This is a genomic window from Solibaculum intestinale, from assembly GCF_040096205.1.
In the GTDB taxonomy this organism is placed as follows: Bacteria; Bacillota; Clostridia; order Oscillospirales; family Acutalibacteraceae; genus Solibaculum_A; species Solibaculum_A intestinale.
Genome location: NZ_JBBMFD010000016.1, coordinates 32,572 through 52,062, shown reverse-complemented (window position 1 = coordinate 52,062; position 19,491 = coordinate 32,572). Strand labels below are relative to the sequence as shown.

25 protein-coding genes are annotated in these 19,491 nt (G+C 44.0%); 22 read left to right on the top strand and 3 right to left on the bottom strand.

All coding sequences use genetic code 11. The features are described from left to right. Window positions 1-9 precede the first annotated feature (9 nt). From WMO26_RS09500 to WMO26_RS09485, 4 genes are all read left to right on the top strand, one after another. On the top strand, window positions 10-564 hold the full coding sequence (locus WMO26_RS09500; RefSeq protein ID WP_349219942.1) for a hypothetical protein: 555 nt from the start codon (window positions 10-12) through the stop codon (window positions 562-564). A 10-nt stretch (window positions 565-574) separates the two neighbouring features. Further along, complete coding sequence (locus WMO26_RS09495) at window positions 575-883, top strand: type IV pilus modification PilV family protein (protein WP_349219940.1); 309 nt, start codon at window positions 575-577, stop codon at window positions 881-883. A 25-nt stretch (window positions 884-908) separates the two neighbouring features. After that, on the top strand, window positions 909-1,397 hold the full coding sequence (locus tag WMO26_RS09490; protein WP_349219938.1) for a type IV pilin protein: 489 nt from the start codon (window positions 909-911) through the stop codon (window positions 1,395-1,397). A gap of 65 nt (window positions 1,398-1,462) precedes the next feature. After that, entirely contained in the window at window positions 1,463-2,335 is an 873-nt protein-coding gene (locus tag WMO26_RS09485) for a polysaccharide deacetylase family protein (protein ID WP_349219937.1), read from the top strand. 44 nt (window positions 2,336-2,379) lie between these two features. Here the strand turns inward: WMO26_RS09485 and WMO26_RS09480 are convergent, their stop codons facing one another. Then, window positions 2,380-2,826, bottom strand: a complete 447-nt coding sequence (locus WMO26_RS09480) for a hypothetical protein (protein WP_349219935.1) — start codon at window positions 2,824-2,826, stop codon at window positions 2,380-2,382. A gap of 110 nt (window positions 2,827-2,936) precedes the next feature. On the opposite strand from WMO26_RS09480, the gene WMO26_RS09475 reads away from it, so the two are divergent. The 11 genes from WMO26_RS09475 to WMO26_RS09425 all read left to right on the top strand — a co-directional run bounded on the left by WMO26_RS09475 (window position 2,937) and on the right by WMO26_RS09425 (window position 10,076). Continuing rightward, window positions 2,937-3,239 (top strand): helix-turn-helix domain-containing protein, encoded by a 303-nt coding sequence (locus WMO26_RS09475; protein WP_349219934.1) that lies wholly within the window; start codon window positions 2,937-2,939, stop codon window positions 3,237-3,239. An 87-nt stretch (window positions 3,240-3,326) separates the two neighbouring features. Beyond that, window positions 3,327-3,605: a helix-turn-helix domain-containing protein gene (locus WMO26_RS09470; protein WP_349219932.1), complete on the top strand. Its 279-nt coding sequence runs from the start codon at window positions 3,327-3,329 to the stop codon at window positions 3,603-3,605. 309 nt (window positions 3,606-3,914) lie between these two features. Beyond that, on the top strand, window positions 3,915-4,295 hold the full coding sequence (locus WMO26_RS09465; RefSeq protein ID WP_349219930.1) for a TnpV protein: 381 nt from the start codon (window positions 3,915-3,917) through the stop codon (window positions 4,293-4,295). Between the two features lie 210 nt (window positions 4,296-4,505). Continuing rightward, complete coding sequence (locus tag WMO26_RS09460; protein ID WP_349219928.1) at window positions 4,506-4,907, top strand: MarR family winged helix-turn-helix transcriptional regulator; 402 nt, start codon at window positions 4,506-4,508, stop codon at window positions 4,905-4,907. 3 nt (window positions 4,908-4,910) lie between these two features. Continuing rightward, window positions 4,911-5,537 carry a nitroreductase family protein gene (locus tag WMO26_RS09455; RefSeq protein ID WP_124100974.1) on the top strand — a complete coding sequence of 209 codons (627 nt, stop codon included), beginning with the start codon at window positions 4,911-4,913 and terminating at the stop codon, window positions 5,535-5,537. Continuing rightward, the gene (locus WMO26_RS09450; protein WP_349219926.1) at window positions 5,534-6,217 is read left to right on the top strand and encodes an alpha/beta hydrolase; all 684 of its coding nucleotides are present in this window, start codon (window positions 5,534-5,536) and stop codon (window positions 6,215-6,217) included. The genes WMO26_RS09455 and WMO26_RS09450 overlap by 4 nt, the downstream gene beginning before the upstream one ends. Window positions 6,218-6,230: 13 nt before the next feature. After that, window positions 6,231-7,709, top strand: coding sequence for an amino acid adenylation domain-containing protein (locus tag WMO26_RS09445; protein ID WP_349219925.1), 1,479 nt, complete (start codon window positions 6,231-6,233; stop codon window positions 7,707-7,709). Further along, on the top strand, window positions 7,706-8,167 hold the full coding sequence (locus WMO26_RS09440) for a GNAT family N-acetyltransferase (RefSeq protein ID WP_349219923.1): 462 nt from the start codon (window positions 7,706-7,708) through the stop codon (window positions 8,165-8,167). The genes WMO26_RS09445 and WMO26_RS09440 overlap by 4 nt, the downstream gene beginning before the upstream one ends. A 10-nt stretch (window positions 8,168-8,177) precedes the next feature. Beyond that, complete coding sequence (locus WMO26_RS09435) at window positions 8,178-9,077, top strand: radical SAM mobile pair protein B (protein WP_349219922.1); 900 nt, start codon at window positions 8,178-8,180, stop codon at window positions 9,075-9,077. Then, window positions 9,070-9,894, top strand: coding sequence for a bifunctional DNA-formamidopyrimidine glycosylase/DNA-(apurinic or apyrimidinic site) lyase (gene mutM / locus WMO26_RS09430; protein WP_349219920.1), 825 nt, complete (start codon window positions 9,070-9,072; stop codon window positions 9,892-9,894). Before WMO26_RS09435 ends, mutM begins: the two co-directional genes overlap by 8 nt. Window positions 9,895-9,905: 11 nt before the next feature. Continuing rightward, on the top strand, window positions 9,906-10,076 hold the full coding sequence (locus WMO26_RS09425; RefSeq protein WP_349219918.1) for a cysteine-rich KTR domain-containing protein: 171 nt from the start codon (window positions 9,906-9,908) through the stop codon (window positions 10,074-10,076). 93 nt (window positions 10,077-10,169) lie between these two features. On the opposite strand, the gene WMO26_RS09420 is transcribed toward WMO26_RS09425, so the two are convergent. Together WMO26_RS09420 and WMO26_RS09415 are read right to left on the bottom strand one after the other, a co-directional pair. Next, on the bottom strand, window positions 10,170-11,582 hold the full coding sequence (locus WMO26_RS09420) for a MobA/MobL family protein (RefSeq protein WP_349219917.1): 1,413 nt from the start codon (window positions 11,580-11,582) through the stop codon (window positions 10,170-10,172). Window positions 11,583-11,819: 237 nt separating this feature from the next. Continuing rightward, window positions 11,820-12,035, bottom strand: a complete 216-nt coding sequence (locus WMO26_RS09415) for a helix-turn-helix domain-containing protein (RefSeq protein WP_349219916.1) — start codon at window positions 12,033-12,035, stop codon at window positions 11,820-11,822. A gap of 171 nt (window positions 12,036-12,206) precedes the next feature. Here WMO26_RS09415 and WMO26_RS09410 point away from each other — a divergent pair, with 171 nt between their 5' ends. The 7 genes from WMO26_RS09410 (at window position 12,207) to WMO26_RS09380 (ending at window position 19,107) form a co-directional block, all read left to right on the top strand. Further along, window positions 12,207-12,881 (top strand): helix-turn-helix domain-containing protein, encoded by a 675-nt coding sequence (locus WMO26_RS09410; RefSeq protein WP_435431554.1) that lies wholly within the window; start codon window positions 12,207-12,209, stop codon window positions 12,879-12,881. Window positions 12,882-13,078: 197 nt separating this feature from the next. Further along, a complete protein-coding gene (locus WMO26_RS09405; RefSeq protein WP_435431553.1) occupies window positions 13,079-14,284 on the top strand; it encodes a tyrosine-type recombinase/integrase in 1,206 nt (401 codons plus the stop codon). Between the two features lie 139 nt (window positions 14,285-14,423). Then, window positions 14,424-14,795, top strand: a complete 372-nt coding sequence (locus tag WMO26_RS09400; RefSeq protein ID WP_349219913.1) for a TnpV protein — start codon at window positions 14,424-14,426, stop codon at window positions 14,793-14,795. Window positions 14,796-15,008: 213 nt separating this feature from the next. Further along, the gene (locus WMO26_RS09395; RefSeq protein ID WP_349219911.1) at window positions 15,009-15,182 is read left to right on the top strand and encodes a TnpV protein; all 174 of its coding nucleotides are present in this window, start codon (window positions 15,009-15,011) and stop codon (window positions 15,180-15,182) included. A 113-nt stretch (window positions 15,183-15,295) separates the two neighbouring features. Continuing rightward, complete coding sequence (locus WMO26_RS09390) at window positions 15,296-15,508, top strand: helix-turn-helix domain-containing protein (RefSeq protein WP_349219909.1); 213 nt, start codon at window positions 15,296-15,298, stop codon at window positions 15,506-15,508. Window positions 15,509-15,510: 2 nt separating this feature from the next. Next, window positions 15,511-16,362 carry a DNA-methyltransferase gene (locus WMO26_RS09385; RefSeq protein WP_349219907.1) on the top strand — a complete coding sequence of 284 codons (852 nt, stop codon included), beginning with the start codon at window positions 15,511-15,513 and terminating at the stop codon, window positions 16,360-16,362. A gap of 12 nt (window positions 16,363-16,374) precedes the next feature. Beyond that, window positions 16,375-19,107 carry an N-6 DNA methylase gene (locus WMO26_RS09380; protein WP_349219906.1) on the top strand — a complete coding sequence of 911 codons (2,733 nt, stop codon included), beginning with the start codon at window positions 16,375-16,377 and terminating at the stop codon, window positions 19,105-19,107. The last annotated feature ends 384 nt before the right edge of the window (window positions 19,108-19,491 follow it).

Below are 19,491 nucleotides of genomic sequence, written 5' to 3'. Positions count from 1 at the left end.
GCAGATGAAATGGAAAAACGGTTTGGAAACCAGCTTCGCGGCAAAGCAGGCGCGTCGCTTGCCATCGTGCTGATTTTCCTGTCCTTTTGCCTGTTGATCGGATCGAGCGTGTTGCTGTCCGCTTCGTCCAATGTGGGGGATTCCCGCAAGGCGGCCAGGGAAGAGCAGGTGTACCTGACGGCCAAGTCTGCCGGGCAGCTGCTCAAAGAACAGGTGGAGAAACTGACGCTGACGATGGAGCAAACCCCGGACGGGAAGATACAGATCACAAGCAGGGACGATGCTTTACCCCTTTCCAAATTTGCCGCGGCAGCGGTTTCCAAGGTGGCCGGCGGCGCTGGGGAACAGACCTATCCGGCGACAGTAACCGGCGTGCCCGGTATGGACGCGCAGATGGAGCTTACTATGACGAACACTTATGATTTGACCGCGGTGATCCGCGCTCAGGAGGAGAAGGACTCCTACCAGATGACGGCCTACTTCATCGCGGTGACCAGACCGGCGGGAGACGGGACGAAAACAGAAATTAGTTGGCAGTTCGACCGGTTTGCGGCGGGAAAGTGAGGCCAGGAACATGAAGCGACAGCGATTGCGGCGCAGCCGAAAAGGGGAAACCATGGTAGAGGCGGTGGTGAGCATCCTGCTCATCTCCTTAGTGGTGCTCTCCTTCTCGGTGATGTTTTCCACCGCCAGCAAAATGAACCGCACCGCCGAGGAAATGGACGAAGCCTTCGAGACCGACTGCAAACAGGCGGAAACGGCGACAGAGGGGACGGAAGGCCAGATGCTCATCCAGTTTGACGACGGGCTGTTAAACGGCGGCGCCTGCGGAGTTACGGTGATTGAGGCGGGCCAGCTCAAGGCCTACCGGGCTAAGAAATAAGCGCTTGGAAAGGCGGATGAAAGCCATGTTCAGGAAAAGGAAAACAGGCAAACGGGGATTTGCGCTGGTGGAAATGATCGCAGCGGTAGCTTTGGTGGGGATTCTGGCAGCCAGCCTTGCCGCGCTGATGCCCTCTCTTCTTCGGATTTATCAGAAAAGCATGGTGCAGGCCGAAAGCAGCGTGGTTTCTTCTACCGTCGCCACCAGCCTGCTGGGCGAGCTGCGGTACGCGCAGAACCTTCAGGTGACGGGCGACGGGGTTTCCTATGACAGCGTGCGTTATGGTGCGGTCACTATGGAAATCGAGCCGGTGGCGGGAGAGTACGGATATGTGGTACTTAAGGGGAATGGCTTTTCCGTCATGCCATTGGAAGAGAAGCATTACGCCGGGTTGCTGGCGAAGGTGCAGGTGGAAGTGGCGGGGGACACCGCCACCCTTACTCTGGATCTGGCGGACAAAACCGGTCAGCTGGTAGATACCTCCGCTTCCCAGTTTGAACTGCTAAACGCATAAACAAAAACGATTCATAGCGGTTGCCCCTTCTGGCATATAGTTATGCGGAGGGAGAGGCGATCGCTATGTTTCGTTGTTACAAAATCAAGTGGAAGGTTATCGCGGCACTGGGGATGCTGCTGCTAGTGTGCTGCATTTCCATTCCAGCGGTTACCATCGCCACCGCCGACTGCGCGGTGCCGGAGGAGGAACACGTAAAGGTCCCCATCGTTATGTACCATAGTGTGCTCAAGGACCAGAAAATGGATGGAAAATACGTAGTGTCTCCCACGGAATTTGAAAACGACCTGATTTACCTGAAAGAACACGGATATACCACCATATTCCTGCAAGAACTGGTGGACTATGTTTACAGCGGCGCGGCGCTCCCGGAAAAGCCGGTGGTTATCACCTTTGACGACGGGTACCTCAACAACCTGACCTATGTGCTACCCATCCTGCAAAAGCATCAGGCCAAGGCAGAAATCAACATTGTAGGCAGTTATTCCGAACGGTTTTCCAACACGCCCGATCCCAAGCCCAATTACGCCCACCTGACTTGGGAGGACATCAAGACTCTGGCCGCTTCCGGCTGTTTTGAAATCGGCAGCCATACCTATAACATGCACAGCCAAGATAAGCGCCGGGGCTGTTCGAAGAGGAAGGGGGAAAGCACCGAGGATTACCAGGCCGCCCTGCGGGCCGATCTTATGAAGACCCAGGATCTTTTGAGCGAGAACTGCGGCATTACTCCCACTGTGTTTGCCTATCCCTACGGCTATATCAGCGAAGAATCGGTGCCGGTGCTCAAAGAGCTGGGATTTACCGTGGCGCTTACTTGCTACGAAAAACCCAATTACGTTACCCGCGACCCGGAGAAGCTGTATGCGCTCAATCGGTTTAACCGCCCCAGCGGCGTTTCCACCGAGCAGTTCATGAAAAAGCTGCTGGAGGACTGAAAGAAAATCGAAAAAGGCCCGTGCAAAAGCACGGGCCTTTTTGCTTAGATCAGCTCTAGAAACCGGTCTCGCTCCAAAAGCGCCTGCCGGAGGGTAAAATCCGTTCCTTCTTCGCTGCCCAGCGCCACAAGGGCCAGGCTGCACCGGCGGAGCATGGCAAGGTCCCGGCGTTCCCGGCTGTTCGGGTCTGGCTTCTCGGAGAAAAACATAATCTGGTCGCATTGGGCCAAAAGGTTCCGGTAAGGCGGGGTGGAGAAGAGGGATTCCTCGTAGTAAGGCAGGCAGGCCTCTAGAAGGATGCGGGGATATTCCTTTTTTAGGGCCAGAACAAGAGCCGCAAAGATACAGTCGGCCTCCCCATCAAAACCGCACAGGAAATGGTGGTAGCCCTGATAGACGGCATTTTCCAGGGATTCGGAGAGCCTTTCCCGGAGAGATGCGGACGAACGAGACAGAGAATCACAGTCGCAGAGAAAGCAAACGGAAGGCATAAACATCACCACGATACCCATAATATCACTATAGCGTTATATAGTCAATTCTATAACTGTAATCTTTTGACTGAAATTCGTTTACTATTATAGCAAAGGGAGGGACGTTGATGGATGTTGCGAATCGCCTGAGAACGTTGCGTCTTTTAAAAGGGCTGTCCGTCAATGCCCTTGCTGACCGTGCGGGATTATCCCAAAGCTTTGTCAGAGAAATTGAAAAGGGAAATAAAAATCCCACCGTCGAAAGCATAGAATTGCTTTGCCATGCGCTGGAGTTGCCGGTGGTTGATTTCTTCAGTGACCTCTCGATGCAGAGCCTTTTAAATGATGAGGTAGTACAGACGGTATACCGTTTGTCTGCCGAGCAGAGAACGCTGCTTATGTCTCTTGTAAAGAGTATGTTAGGAGAATGAGCAGCCCATCCATACGCATATGCAAAAACGTGGATTGTTTTTGTTTGCCGCCTGCCTTGTTATAATAGTCGTGGGGTGATGGCAAAGATGGATCGGTTGATTGAGGTAGGGCTGAACATTGCCTATTACCGCAAGCTGCGGGGGATGACCCAGTTTGAATTGGCGGAAAAGGCGTTTATCTGCCGCACTCATTTGAGTAAAATCGAAGCGCCGAATTTGAAAACAGCATTTTCCATGATGACTCTGTTCGATTTGGCAGATGCGCTGGAAGTTTCGCCATGCAAGCTGTTGGAATTCAAAGGATTAAAAAGAGGAGCCAGACATATGATGAGGTGCCGTAACGAAGGTTTTGAAAACAAGTGGTAAAGACAATCGGTGCGGTATATTGCAGAAAATCTAAATCGGAATTTGAAAACCACAATTTTATAAGTGGTTATTGTCCGTCATAGGGCTTCAATAAAATCCTCCAGAAACCTTGAAAATAAAGGATTTATCGCAATGTGTTCACCTTATCCCTTTATATGATTTCACACAAGCTTACTCTTTCCCTGACTGCTTATAAGGGCAAAATTAAGGGCAAGAAAATCTCATAACAAGATATAACAGAGTGTGGCAATCGGAGAACTGTGACATATGTGCGAATATATTATAACGTTATAACGGAGGACTTTTTTAATGGACAAGTATATTTATGATGAAAGCAACGGTCTTTGGTATGAGTTGCAGGGAGATTACTATATTCCTTGCCTTACTTTACCAGCCGAAAAAGAAAACAAGCCTATCGGCTTATGGGGGCAGAGGCATTTGCGGTATCTCAAAGAATATAAGAGAGTAACTTATACAACGCTTCTAACAAACGGAACGCTGAACGGCTATCTTGTCGATATTGACGAGCAAGCGCAGGATATGTTTTCTCGGTTGATAAAGCAGATGGCAGCAAAAGAAGGTATAACGGAAATGCTCAAGGTTGAAAATCAAATGTTATGGATACAAAGAATGGGAAATATCCAAATCAGAGCAAGAGAAATTATCAATACAGAATTGATTTTCAATTAGTGTTTTAAGGCGGCAAGGAAAATCCTTGCCGCTGTTTTTGAAGAAATGTCAATACTTATACTCTTGACAAACAGGACAAAACTTGCTACACTAACAATAGTCAATAAATTTACTGTACGGTAATTGACTTTAAGGGAGGTGGCTGATATAACAAAGGAAACCAAGAAAAACGCATATCTATATTGCAAATTTCGGGATGAGCAGTTTGCGTTGTATGATGCGTATGCCAAACGCCACGGAATGTTGATGAAAACACTGTTAGTAGTTAACGTTTTATATTATGACGATTTCTATGACAAGGGCGGCGTGACACAGATGGAAATTTGTCAGCGCACCTTTCAGTCCAAACAGACAGTCAATTTGATTATTAAAAATCTTTTAAACGAAGCATATGTAACGGTTGAGGAACGCAAAGGAAATAAGCGGGAGAAAATAGTACGGATAACCGAAGCAGGCAAAGTTTACTGTGAAAAGGTTGTCCGCCACATCACATGGGCTGAAGATACAGCAATGTCTATGTTTACACAAGAGGAGCAAAAACAGCTGATAGACCTCTCACGAACATTTACAAAAAATCTCACTGAGCTTATCAACAGGGAAGCGGAGGATTGAACTATGGAACTTTATGAAGCAATCAACAAAAGAAAAACGACAAGGGAATTTTTAGATACAAAAGTTGATTTTGAGATTATCAAAAGAATTTTAGAGGCGGGCAACAAAGCGCCCACTTGGGATCATAACCGCAACTGGCAGTATATCGTCCTCAGAACCGATGAGGAAAAGGAATTTGCCTTTCCCGAAGCGAAGAAAATCGCCGATAAATTCGACGCCGACCGATACCTCAATATGCCCCGCCCCTATCCCATAACTTTAGGGCAGAAAATGTACGGCTACGCTATGCCGAAACAGTTTACAATGCTCAAGGATGCCCCTTATGTAATAATCCCCGTGTTTAAATCCAAGCAGCTGAACGGCGAATATGTTTCAAAGCTAAATCCTTTTGCTACCATATGGTGTGTCATAGAAAATATCTTTTTGGCGGCTACGGCAGAGGGGTTGTCCTGCTCCATGCGCATACCGCTGAACGAGGAACACGACACGGTGAAGAAAAGGCTTAAAGTGCCACCGACCTATATGATACCTGTGTTTATAGGTATTGGTTATGCAAATCCCGATGAAGTGCAATTAGAGCAATATAATCCCGACATAGACAAGCAAATACGCTTTGGAAGATGGAAATGATAACGGCTAAAATATTTAATATCGAAAACCGCACCGTTGAAATCTATGCATGCACAGAACAAGATAAGCCTGTAATATATTTCAATAATTACGATAAAAGCGGCAGATCCGTTTATCGTGCATTAAAGGAAATAACAGACAAAGATTTTTCACTCGTCGTAATCGGCAATTTGAATTGGGATGGCGATATGACGCCGTATGCAATACCGCCTATATCCCCAAACGATACGCCGTGTTCGGGCGAAGCGGATGAATATTTGCGTATTCTTACAGAGAAAATTATTCCTGCGTCAGAAGAGCATATACAAGGAAAACCCGAATGGCGAGCAATAACAGGCTATTCTCTTGCAGGGCTGTTTGCGATATATTCGCTCTACAAAACGGATATATTCTCTCGTGCGGCAAGTATGTCGGGTTCGCTGTGGTATCCTGATTTTAAAGAATACATTTTTAATCACGAATTAAAACGAATGCCCGATTATATTTATTTTTCACTTGGAAACAAGGAAAGCAAAACAAGAAATCCGTACTTGAAAACCGTGCAGGAAAACACCGAGCAAATCGAGTGTTACTACGCTCAAAAGAATATCCACACCGTTTTTGAACTGAACGAAGGCAATCACTTCAAAGATTGCGCTTTACGTTCGGCAAAAGGTATCAAATGGATATTGGAAAATTAACAGGAGACTATTTATGGAAAAAACTATTTATGCTATGTTTGAAAACGCTGTAGCAAAATATACAAACAAAACAGCGATTATCGAAAACGACAGAACATTGACTTTCGGACAACTTTCCGAATTAGTCGATTTAATTGCGGGAAGTTTTCCCGAAAAGATAACGAGCATCGGAATCGTTATGAGTCACTGTGCAGAAATGATAGCGGCGATATTGGCTGTACTCAAATGCGGCGCAAGATATATTCCCGCCGAGCCGAACTTCCCAACGGGCAGAATACAATATATGATGAAAGAAGCAAACGTAGATTTTATTTTGACAGAAAAAGCGTTTGATCATAAATTAAAAGGATTCGATACAAACATTTTCGATTGCTCTATCTGCGGACTTGAAACGCCTACGGTAAAAACGGTAAATACGGCAAAGGAAAATTCGCCCGCTTATGTTCTTTATACTTCGGGAACGACAGGCAAACCGAAAGGCGTTTGTGTTACAAACGGGAACGTCTGCCACTATGTGGAAGCGTTTACAAACGAATTCTGCCCTACGGAAAAAGACATAATGCTGCAATACTCGGTATGCTCGTTCGATATTTTCGTTGAAGAAGTATTTACAAGCCTGTTAAACGGTGTAGCTCTGGCTATTCCGTCCGACGAAGATAAACAGGGCATCCGTTCGCTTATGGCATTTGTGGAAAAACATAAGATAACAATGTTGAGCGGCTTTCCGTACCTTTTAGCGGAAATGAACCACTTACCCGAAATACCGTCTTGCTTGCGCTTACTCATAAGCGGCGGCGACGTTTTGCGTAGCGCATACATAAGCAATCTTTTGGGAAAAGCGGAAATTTATAATACCTACGGACCGTCAGAAACGACGGTGTGTGCCTCCTACTTCCGTTGCACGGCTGATAGCGTATTGTCCGACGGAACATACCCTATCGGAACGGCGGTAAAAAATACCCGTATTAAAATTTTAGATAAATACGGAAAAGAATTACCGCACGGCGAAACAGGCGAAATCTGTATTTACGGTAATGGTGTATCGCTCGGCTATATAGGCGATCACGCCGAAGAAAATAAAGCGTTTGCAACGACGGATAGCGGCGAAAGATATTACCGCAGCGGCGATTTGGGATATATTCTGCCCGACGGAAATATTGCTTTTTTACATAGAAAAGACAATCAAATTATGATACTCGGAAAGCGTGTTGAAGTTGCCGAAGTAGAAGCACGACTCTACCAATGCAACGGCGTTGAACAAGCGGTAGTCCGTGCGTTTATCGACGAAGACGGACTCAGCTTTATGACGGCGTATATCGTTCCGTCAGATAACAATGTTAAAGTATCGCAAATACGCAAAGAACTTGCCGAACATTTAACAGCATTTATGATACCAGAATTTATGATTAAAATGCCGAGCATTCCGCTTAACAGTAACGGCAAACCCGATACAGCAAAATTACCCGTCGTTATGAAAGCAGGTGCGCTATGATAGAAATTAAAAAAGCAACAATAGAGGATATAGATACGCTTATGTCTTGGCGTATGGAAGTTTTACACGATGTGTTTTCTATCGAAGAAAATTTGGATATGTCCGAACTCAGAGCAAACAACCATGCATACTATTTGAATGCCATACCAAACGGAGAGCACATTGCCTGTTTTGCTTGCATTGACGGAGAAATCGTAGGTTGCGGCGGTATATGTATTTACCGAGAAATGCCTTCGCCCGATAATAAAAACGGTTTGTGTGCCTATCTTATGAATATCTATACCCATCCTATGTTCCGTAAACAGGGCGTGGCGAAAGCAGTTGTAAATTGGCTAATAGAGCAAGCAAAGCAAAAAGAAATCACCAAAATATATTTGGAAACTTCCGATAAAGCTCGCTCACTTTATTCGTCTTTAAGCTTTTCGGATATGAAAGGCTATATGAAATTGGAAATATAAAGGAGCTGCTATGGACGATATTATCATAAATAAAGTGGGTACCAAGACTATTCTCACTAAATCCAATTTACCTATCAGCGATTATTCGGTAAATCCCTACATTGGGTGTACGCACGCTTGCAAGTATTGTTATGCGAGTTTTATGAAACGATTTACGGGACATACCGAAGATTGGGGAAGATTCTTAGACGTAAAATATTGGGATGAGATAAAAAATCCACAGAAATACGACAGCAAAGAATTTTTTGTCGGCTCTGTAACCGACCCCTATAACCCTCAGGAAGAAATCTATATGCGTACCCGTGCACTTTTGGAGCAGCTGCAGGGAAGCAAAGCAAAAATTACCATTCAAACGAAATCTGACCTTGTTTTAAGGGATATAGAACTTATAAAATCTTTGCCGAATGCAAGAGTCGGCATAAGCATAAACACCCTTGACGAAACGTTCAAGGACGATATGGACAAGGCTGTTTCTATCGAACGGCGGCTTGCTGCAATGAAATTTTTTCATGACGCAGGCGTTCGCACTGCCTGTTTTATCTCCCCGATTTTTCCCGGCATTACCGATGTCAAGGCGATAATTGAACGGGCGAAGAAACAATACAATTTGATATGGCTTGAAAATCTAAATCTGCGTGGCAGCTATAAAGCGGTCATTATGAATTATATCAAAGAGAAATATCCTGCTTTGCTGCCACTGTATCAGGATATTTATAATCGAGGTAATCGCAGTTATTGGGAAATTCTCGACGCAGAACTAAAAGAATATGCTGCCGAAATCGGTTTTGACTATGTTACGAATGATGACAGTATGAGCTGTTCTATTGACGCTCCGCCTGTGATTGTTAATTATTTCTATCACAGCGAAATCAAAAGATCAGCAAGAAAAGGCGGTGACAATAATGCCTGAACTACCTGAAATAGAAACGATAAAAAATGTAATTGAACCGCAGATAAAAGGGCTTGTTATCAAAAAAATTACTGTCAATCGCTCGGAAGTTATTGCACAGCCGAACGCTGATAAATTTCTCAGAGCCGTTACGGGGCAGGAAATATCCGCCATGACACGCAAGGGAAAGTTTTTAATACTTCATTTGAAAAATGAAAGCAGGATCATCCTGCATTTGCGGATGACAGGCTGCTTGCTTGTTACACCGTCTGACTATCCAATGGAAAAGCACACGCATATCATTTTTCATCTAAGCTGCGAAAAGGAACTGCAATTTTCCGATATCCGCCGTTTCGGGCGTTTTTGGCTGATACGAAAGGGCGAAAAAGATACATACAGCGGAATCGAAAAATTGGGGCTTGAACCACTGTCTCGTGAGTGTAACGTTGAATATCTGAAAAGCAAATTTGGAAAGCGAAAAAAGAAAATCAAAGAGTGTCTGCTTGACCAAAGCGTGATTGCGGGAATCGGCAATATCTATTCCGATGAGATCCTGTTTCTGGCAAAAATTTGTCCTGCTCGTTCCGCAGACAGCTTAACAGAGACAGAATGGGAACGACTTGCCGAGATGATTCCCGAATGTCTATCCTACTTTATCGAGAAAAATCATATTGAGCAGGAGGATTACCTTCAAACGAAAGGGCAGGACTATCGCAACACGCCCTTTTTGCAGGTGTACGGTCACGCTGGCGAGTCTTGCCCAAACTGTGGCGAAACACTTGTCCGTGTTGTAATCAGCGGCAGGAGCAGCGTATATTGTCCGAATTGTCAGAAGTAAGGAGATTGGAAATGAAAACCGAATGGATATTATGCCCTGTCTGCGGCAACAAAACCCGTGACAGACTGCGGGAAGATACCGTATTGAAAAACTTTCCTCTCTACTGCCCGAAATGCAGGCAGGAAACGCTCATCAATGCAAAGGATTTACAGATAACCGTCATTCAAAGGCAGGAATACTAACCAATCTATGTATGCCGCCGTGTATGGATAAAACCATAGCGGCGGTTTTTCTTAACAACGAATGTCTCGTAAAGTGCGGCAGTCGTTGTTTTTCTATCGGCTGTCTCTGTCAAAGGATTTCTTTCTGCGTGGCTGCCGTCTGCCCTGCTCCTGCAACTGCCTGAGCCTGTTTCTGACGCTCTCTTTTTCGGGCGGTTTCTGCGGTCTGCGCTTTTCCTTAACCTGTTGCTCCCACTCGGCAAGACGACGGTTGTACTGTTCCACAACGGCTTCCGCTTCCCGGTAAGCTGTCATAAACGCCTGCACATCGGGATAGCCGTCCTCTTTTATCATATTGGGCAGTTTATCCATCCTTTCGGAGATTTCCTTTTCGGTCTGCTGTATCTGCTCTGTAAGGGCTTTTCGCTCCTTACCCTTAAAAATCCCTTTTGTGTCGGTAAGCTGCTGTTTCAGTTTCGGAAGTACCGTATCCTGCAAATGTCGGATTTCTTTCGCCTTATCCTGCACCTTTATCATCAGTTTCTGCATAGTGTGGAACTCTGCCATATCAATGTCAAGCGTAGGCTTGGGTGGCATATCCTTTTCACGGATTAAATTTTGCAGGAGGTCTTTTGCCTTATTGACAATACTGTGGAACAGATTAGGCAGCCATCCTTTACTTTTGATGGACTGGCTCGTTTTTTCGTGTATCTCTGTCCGCTTAACCTCTAAAATCTTTGTTTCGGAGATGCCCGATAACAACGCCATATCCGCTGTCCTATTCCATTCCTGCCTTGCGGCATTGTCGGCTTTGATTTCGTCCTCTTTGGGGTTGTTCTTGCCGATTTTCTTGGTCGGAAGATAGACGCTGTTTTTATCAAACACCTTCAAATGCTGTTCGGGGGTGGAAATATGGCGGTTGATTAGGTCGGTGTAAACTGCCTTTACCTCCCGAAGAAAAGGCTCGCTCTTGAAGCGGTCATCCTTTGTAGTGAATAGGTGGCTTTCATAAACTTCTCCCTTTTTAATGACGGTACAGCTCTCTCGGATTTTTCTGTCCTCATCGGTAATCTCTTTCTTGGTGCGTACTCGCTTGCCCGTTTCATCAAAGAACACGCTTCGGGTGGCAATCTTGATTTTGTGTTCGGGCAAAAGCGTCCGTTCGCTGAAAATCAGATGAATGTGATAATTGGTCTTGCGCTTGTTGTGGTGCAGAGCCGACACACATTCCACACCGTACCGCCTGTGAAATTCCTCCGTGAAATCTTCGAGAACCTGCTGTGGCTCATACTGCGTGTAGACTTCGGGCAGGGCGATAATCAGTTCCCTTGCTTCGACACACTTTCCGTCTGCGCCGCTTCGCTTAAACTCCTGCTGGCTTTCTTTTGCAAGATTGCCCCAAAAGGCATTGTCTGCGGTGCGGTAGGCGGCGTACAGGTTTTCCTGTCTTGCGGGACTTGTGATATAGGAAATCCGTCCTTTGACATTCGGCAGCTTCGACATCTGTATGAAGCTGTGTCTTGCCATAGTATCCTTTCTCCCTTAATGGGTGCTTATCTCTTTTGCAACCGTCTTGACAGTTGCCGCCGACACGAAACAGTGGCGGCGAAAAGTATCAATGCGGGAACGGGAAGTGACTGCGTTGATACTTAGCTCCCCGCAGGGGCGAAATACCCTGAGTACAAATCGGAGATTTGTGCGAGGGGTGTATTTCGCTCTCAAACGCCGAGGGCTTAAAATCACTTCCCGAAAAAAGAATGGGCGTTATTCCACTCTGCGGACATCATTCTGATTGAGAAGATTTCTGCCCTGATTGACGCTCATAAAATGCTCCAGCGTGTCCCTGCGGATAATTGCTTTTCGCCCGACTTTAAGGACGGGCAGCTTGCCCCAGTCTACCAGCTTCCGCATGGTGTTCCTGCCGATACCCGTACACTTGGCCGCTTCTTCGATGGTTAAACCCATTTTGACTGCGCTCATTTTTACATCTTCTTTCGCAAATACTCGTTTTGCAACTATGTACCTGTAAGTATACTTATTTTGCTATCTCTTGTCAACCCGTTTTGCAACTGTTTTCAAAATATTTTTAATTAATATTGCAAAATGGGTTGCAAAATAAGTTTTCCTATGCTATAATAAAGACCATAGGAGGTGAAAACCTTGAAAGACGAAATCATATTCACCGCAAAACAAGTCGGCGAACGGGTAAAAGAACGCCGAACGGAGTTAAACTTAACAATGCCCGAACTCGGTAAGCGTATCGGCGTAAACAAATCCACCATTCAGCGGTATGAAGCGGACGGCGTTGACCCGAAGCGCACAATGATTATCAACGGTCTTGCCGAAGCACTCCTTACCACTCCCGAATGGCTGACAGGGCTTTCCGAGGATAAGGAATACGACAGCCGCACATTATGTGCAAAGGATATGGAGGAACACATCAAAAAGTATCTTGATACGGTTTCTTCTGTGGTAAAGGGCGAGCCGCACCAGCAGTTACTCACGACTTTCCTCGGAAAGATGATTGACCTCTATACGGTTATGACTTATCACTTTGCGGACGCTATGGCGGAGGTTGACCGTGTGGCAGAGGACGAGGGCTTGAAGCAGTCGCTTAGGCGGTATGCCATTGAGTCAGGCGCAATTACCGAACGTGTTTACCGCAAAGAGATGGAATTACCTATCGAAGATATGAAACGCTTTTTAGACGGGATTTTACATATCTACGACGAGGGACGCACCAAAATATCTATGGGCGACCTTTTCGGGATAGTAGCGGAAGCCGAAGCAAGGCTTACCGAAAAAGAAAATTCCGTGGCACCTTGACAAGTGAAGATGCCGATTGAACACAATCGGCACAAGTGACACTATTTACTTTACGCACACCATATGTCACATTCCCGATTGCCACGGATAGAAAGGAGTTTTTTATCTATGGCAAAAGGTTCTGTAAGAAAGGCAAAAAGTGGTACGGACGCTTCTATATCGAAGATGAAAGTGGTCGAAAAGTCCAAAAGGAGTTTGTGGGTACTGAAAGCAAAGCCGAGACGGAAGCTATGCTCCGCAAGGCAATCGCCGACTACGAGGAAAAGAAATTCGTAGCAAAGTCCGAAAACGCCACGGTGGGTATGCTGCTGGATATGTGGGTGGAGGAGGAATTAAAGCCCAGCAATCTCAGTAACGGAACGGTAATGGCGTATCAAGGAACGGTCAACCGTATCAAGCAGCACCCTATCGCTAACCGTAAGCTGAAAACCGTTACTGCCGACCATTTGCAGGCGTATATGGATTATCTCAGCTTTGGCGGGGAAAATCCCGACGGTACGACAGCAAAGGCTCTCAGCAAAGGGTACTTACGGTTGTTCTCGGCAGTCCTGCAAGGGGCGTTCCGCTTTGCGGTGTTCCCGAAGCGGATGATTACCTTTAACCCTATGCAGTATGTGGTATGGCGGGGCAAGAAAGAGGACTATGACCTGTTCTCGGACGAGGACAGCGACACGGTTTCCACTCCCACCCTCAGCCATGAGCAATTTTGCAAGCTGGAGGATTTTCTGAAAGCAAAGGACAATCCCGCATTGCTCCCCGTTCAAATCGCCTACTATACGGGGCTTCGCATTGGCGAGGTCTGCGGCTTGACTTGGCAGGACATAAATCTTGAAGAACAATATCTCACAGTACGCCGCAGTATGCGCTACAATGGGGCAAGGCACAAGACCGAGATAGGGGCAACAAAGCGAAAGAAAATCCGCACTGTTGACTTCTGCGACACGCTGGCGGCAATCTTGCGGACAGCAAAAACCGAACAGCACAAAAACCGCTTCCGTTACGGAGAACTTTACAACCTCAACTATTACAAAGAGGTCAAGGAAAAAGACCGCACTTATTACGAGGTATACAGTCTGCCGAGAACGGAAGAAATCCCCGATGGCTACAAGGAAATATCCTTTGTCTGCCTTAGACCAGACGGAGCGTATGAAGCGCCGAGTACAGTAGGGATTATGTGCAGGGCGGCAAGCAAAAAGGTCGAGGGGTTAGAGGGTTTCCATTTCCACCAACTCCGACACACATTCACAAGCAATCTGCTCTCAAACGGGGCAGCACCGAAGGATGTGCAGGAGCTTCTCGGACACGCCGATGTAAGTACCACGATGAACATTTACGCTCACGCTACAAGGGAAGCGAAGCGCAGTTCCGCAAGGCTGCTGGATAAAGTAGTCGGCGGGGCATAAAAATTTCCCTTGTTTCGGCTCGTAAGGGCAAAAACAAGGGAAAATACATAAGGTTGGAATACAAAACAGGCGATATGCCTTGAAAACAAAGGACTTTTAGAGGGTTAGATAGATAAAACTGAATTTGGAGGAAACTGCAATGAAATCATTATTTGAACAAATGGGTGGCACTTACACGCTGCAAGGCGACTATTATTTGCCCAATCTCACTCTGCCCATTGAAGAAAATAAGCCTATAGGAATATGGGGACAGCGGCATATGCGGTATCTCAAACAGCATCGCAAAGTTCTCTATACGAATCTGCTCACAAGCGGTAAACTGAGAAGCTATCTTGCGAATATTGACGAACAGGCGGAAGATATGTTTTTTCGGCTGGTAGAACAGATGGCAGAGCGTGAAGGTATAACCGAAAAGCTCAAAGCCGAGCAACCGATAGAATGGGTAGGAAAGATGAATGCGCTGCGTGAAGCGGCTGTGGAAATCGTGAACGCAGAAGTGATTTTTGCATAAATCAAAGGCACTATGAAAGCCGCATAATGAAGCGTGTAACGCTTTCAAACGCAAAATTGAGGGGTAAGGTACAAACACCTTACCCCTCAAAGTTTATGACTGAAAAATGGCTTGAAATCGGGCTTTTTCAGCCTCTAATTTTCGATTTATTGGTGATATCAACAGGCGGCTGAGCGCACAAATTACTTTCCTTTCCTACAATATGACATTGTATTGCTCACGATATTTTTTAGGAGAAATCCCGAATCTTTCCCGAAACAGCTTTCCGAAAAAGAAGGTATAAAAGAAACTCTCAAAGAGGAAAATCAAATGCGGTGGATGCAGAAAATGAATAACATTAGAAATGTTGCTATGGAAATTGTTTCAAACGAACTTATTTTCTGTTAATGCTGTTTACCAGTTAATGAAAAGGATACTGTCAACATACATTGTTCTTTTCTTTTGCAAGTTGATTTTTTCACGGATATGTGATATGATTAAGACCTCAAGGAGGTTTTGCTATGGCAGTATCATATAAAAAATTATTTCATTTGATGATTGATAGAGATATTTCAAATGCTCAATTAATGGAACGAGCTAACTTCAGCCCTAATATTATTACCAGATTAAAACGAGATAATTATATTTCACTTGATACCATTGAAAAAATATGCAAAGCACTTCATTGTGGGGTTGACGATATACTTGAATTTAATGATATGGAAGGACACTAATTATGATAAATATAAATTCTCCAATTTACCCAATGGTCAACAGTCTTTTTGAAGAAGATTGTCTTGACTGTATGAAACGTATTCCTGATGGAGCAATAGATATGATTCTATGTGACTTACCATATGGAATTACACAGAATCAATGGGATAGTTATATTCCTCTTGATATGTTGTGGGAACAGTATTTGCGTATTATTAAACCAAACGGTGCAATCATACTTACATCGCAAGGACTGTTTACAGCAAAACTAATCCTTAGTCAACCCAAATATTATAAGTACAAGTGGGTGTGGGAAAAATCCAAACCAACCAATTTTTTAAATGCAAAAAAACAGCCCTTAAGAAAGCACGAAGATGTATGTGTTTTCTATAAAAGACAGCCAACATACCATCCTCAAATGACGCAGGGGGAGCCTTATGATAAAGGCGTTAGGAAAAATCAGTTGAGTGGTAGCTATGGTGATTTTCAGCCTGTTCATGTATCAAGCGAAGGAGAACGCTATCCTACGGATATTATCTATGTAAAGACGGCAGAAAGCGAAGGCGAAGTTGTTCATCCTACGCAAAAGCCTATCGAATTGGGTAGGTATTTTATTCGCACATATTCCAATCCCGGAGATGTGATTTTGGATAACACCTTTGGCAGTGGTTCGTTTTTAGTTGCCGCATTGATGGAGGGACGCAATTTTATCGGAATTGAGAAAAACGAGGATGTTGCGTTGTTCAAAAAAGATGATATAAACTATATTGATGTTGCTAAAAGACGTCTGTTTTTGGCATGGGAAGGATTAGACAAGAAAACGAAGCGGTATATTGCGGTGACAAATCTTATCAAAGATTTTGAAGAAAGGTAGAAGGTGTTGGTTATGGCAACAGTAATCCGTCGTAACGAACGAAGTTGGGCAATAGATTTGATTTCTAAAATCAACTTGATTGCCAAGAATAATGACCTTGTTATAAAGAAAGCTGGTGGCGAAACCACCGTCTCTACTGGCAGAGGAAACACAATGTTCCCTGATGTCGTTCTGTATGGCAATGTTGAGCAAAGTGTTATTCTTCAAGGTTGGGAACTTAAAATGCCAGATGTTCCTATTGAAGATGAAACATTCATAAAAGACGCACAGAGAAAAGCGATTGCGCTAAATTTAAATAGTTGCTTGATATGGAATTTTACATATGCTGTGTTATATGTTCGTGGAGAAGGAAACTCATTCACAAAGATTAAGCAGTGGAATGCAACAAACCATATTCATACAAGGCAAGATGTTGAAACTTATCGTTCTGATTGGGAAAGACAGCTTGACGAAATCATCACAGAAGTCAATAGGTATTTTGCTTCGGGACAATTTCGCAATGCGCCTCTTGGAGAAATTATATCTGAGTCCGCGATTACAACACTCATTCAAAGAAACAAAAATATAATTGCGGAAAATTTACATGCAAATGCTTTTAGAGATGCTGTTATGGCAGCGTTCATTGATAATTGGTGGTTGAGCGTTAAATCAGAATATGCACAAGATGAATCTGATAAATACAAGGCTTATGCAAAAACGATTATCCTCAACTGGGCAAATAGAATTTTGTTTGCACATATCATTAAACATAGGCAAAACGGTGCAATGTTAGTCGATGAAATCGACTATGACAGAACCCCTGATGGAGCAAATACAATTTTCAAAAAGATTACTGAAAAATGCGACTTCTATAATGTCTTTTCGGCAGTCAGATATAATGAGATTTTACCTGAACTTTCTTGGCAGGATTTCGTCGAATTTTCAAACTTCTTGCGTAGTAACGGGATAGACCATTTGAATCAGGAAACACTTCAAAACATATTGGAGGGTTCTGTTTCTACAAATAAACGAGCAATAAATGGACAATATACAACACCAACTGAATTAGCTAAATTGCTAGTTCGACTTACTGTGAGAGATTGGTCTGATACAATCCTTGATTGCTGTTGCGGTACAGGTACAATTCCGAAAGAAGCAATCCAAATCAAGAAGTCCCAAATGACTGCGAAAGAAGCAGTTGAGACAGTTTGGGCGTGTGACAAAAATAACTACCCTTTACAAGTTGCAAATATTAGTATGACGGATTCTGACACTATTAATATTGCAAATAGGCTGTTTCAACACAATGCGTTGACCTTGACTATCAGTGAAAAAATAACAATAACAAATCCAGAAACGGGCGACAATATGGTTCTGTCTTTGCCTGCTTTTGGCGCAGTCGTTTCTAATCTGCCATTTGTTCCTTTTGAGATTATTCCTGCCGATGACAAAGATGAAATAGCCAAAATGCCATTAGCAAAGAATTTGGATGGAAGGTCTGATTTGTATTGTTATATTGCAACCAAAATCGCAGATGTCATTAAACCCGGAGGAATGTTGGGAATCATTGTTTCTAACTCGTGGCTTGGCACCAATGCTGGTGTTAAGTTTGTGGAGGTGTTGAAGAAAAAGTATAACATCAGACAGGTTCACATCAGCGGAAAAGGACGATGGTTCGAGAATGCCGATATTGTTACAACGATTATTATTTTAGAGAAAAAGCAAAATTCCGATAGCTTTGACACAGAATTTTGGCTCTGGAAACTTTCGCTGGAACAACTTGCTGAAAATGCCGATGCGGAGAACACTCTGGTTAATTCGGCGTTGTTATCATCAGAATTAAACCATAGCATTTCTAGATTGTCGAAGTATTCACAAGCACAAATAAAAGATATTTTAAGCTTGAATATGTGTTATAATGCGTTCTTCCACGATGTGGATTGGTTACTTAATGTAAAGGATAAGATTATACCTATCAATAAAGTCTATAATGTTTTCAGGGGCAGCCGTCGAGGTTGGGATCCACTGTTTTACCCTCAAAGAGGGGAACATAAAATAGAACCGCAATATCTCAAAAAGGTTTTAATTAATGCACGAAATGTAACAAAGCTTATTGCTACTGCTGACAGAGATGCCTTTTGTTGCGGCGTATCAATGGAAGAATTGAAAAAGTGTGGACATTCTGGAGCATTAAGCTGGATTGAAAAATTTGTAGATCAGAGAAATGGTGTCGGCAAACCGTTACCCACTGTTTTAAAAAGAAAGGGAATGGAATGGTACGAATTGAAAGATAATGAAATTGCAGAAGTGTTTACAATGATGAATCCAGACCAACGACTTTTCTTTGCAAAATTTGAAACACCATCGTTTGTCAATCAAAGGTTGATTGGATTAACCCATAAAGCAGATTACCCTGACGAAGAACTGAACCATGCATTGTTAAATTCTATGTTCACAATGTTCTACATTGAAGCCTCTGGGTTTGGTCGAGGACTTGGGGTATTAGATGTGAACAAGGATAGTATAGCAAATTGTTATATGCTTAATCCGAAACTCGTAAGTACTACTGATAGGCAGAAAATACTCTCTGCCTTTGGGCAATTAAAGGCAAGACCAATAATGAAAGTTTCAGAAGAACTAAAAGATGAAACTCGTCTTGCTTTTGAACATACAGTTTTACATAGCTTTGGGATAGATATCTACTTTGATAAAATTAAAACTTCACTTTTATCTATGCAAGAAACAAGAGCAACTGCGAAAGAATAATTAAATAGTATTCCCTATTTTTGTAAAACCTATACAAATCCCTCGCCAGAAAACCTTGATTTTCGGCGAGGGATTTGGTATAATACAAAATACCCTTATTTGAGGACTGTAACTGAATATTTTTCTTCACAGATTTGGGATGACGGCTTTCAGCCGGACAACGCCTGCGGTATGCTAAGAGAAAATACCGCCGCTTCTGAATTGCCCCCAACTGTCGGCAGTTGGAAAAGCGTAGATGACAGTTTCGACTTTGAATTTCAAAGCCGGTTACATGAATGTGAAGCCACACCGCAAGGGATAGGTCTATCCTTTTTGCGGGAAGTCGGTACGCATTTGTGTGCCGGCTTTTTTTGTTGCCTGAAAGCCGGTTACAACTGAATGACC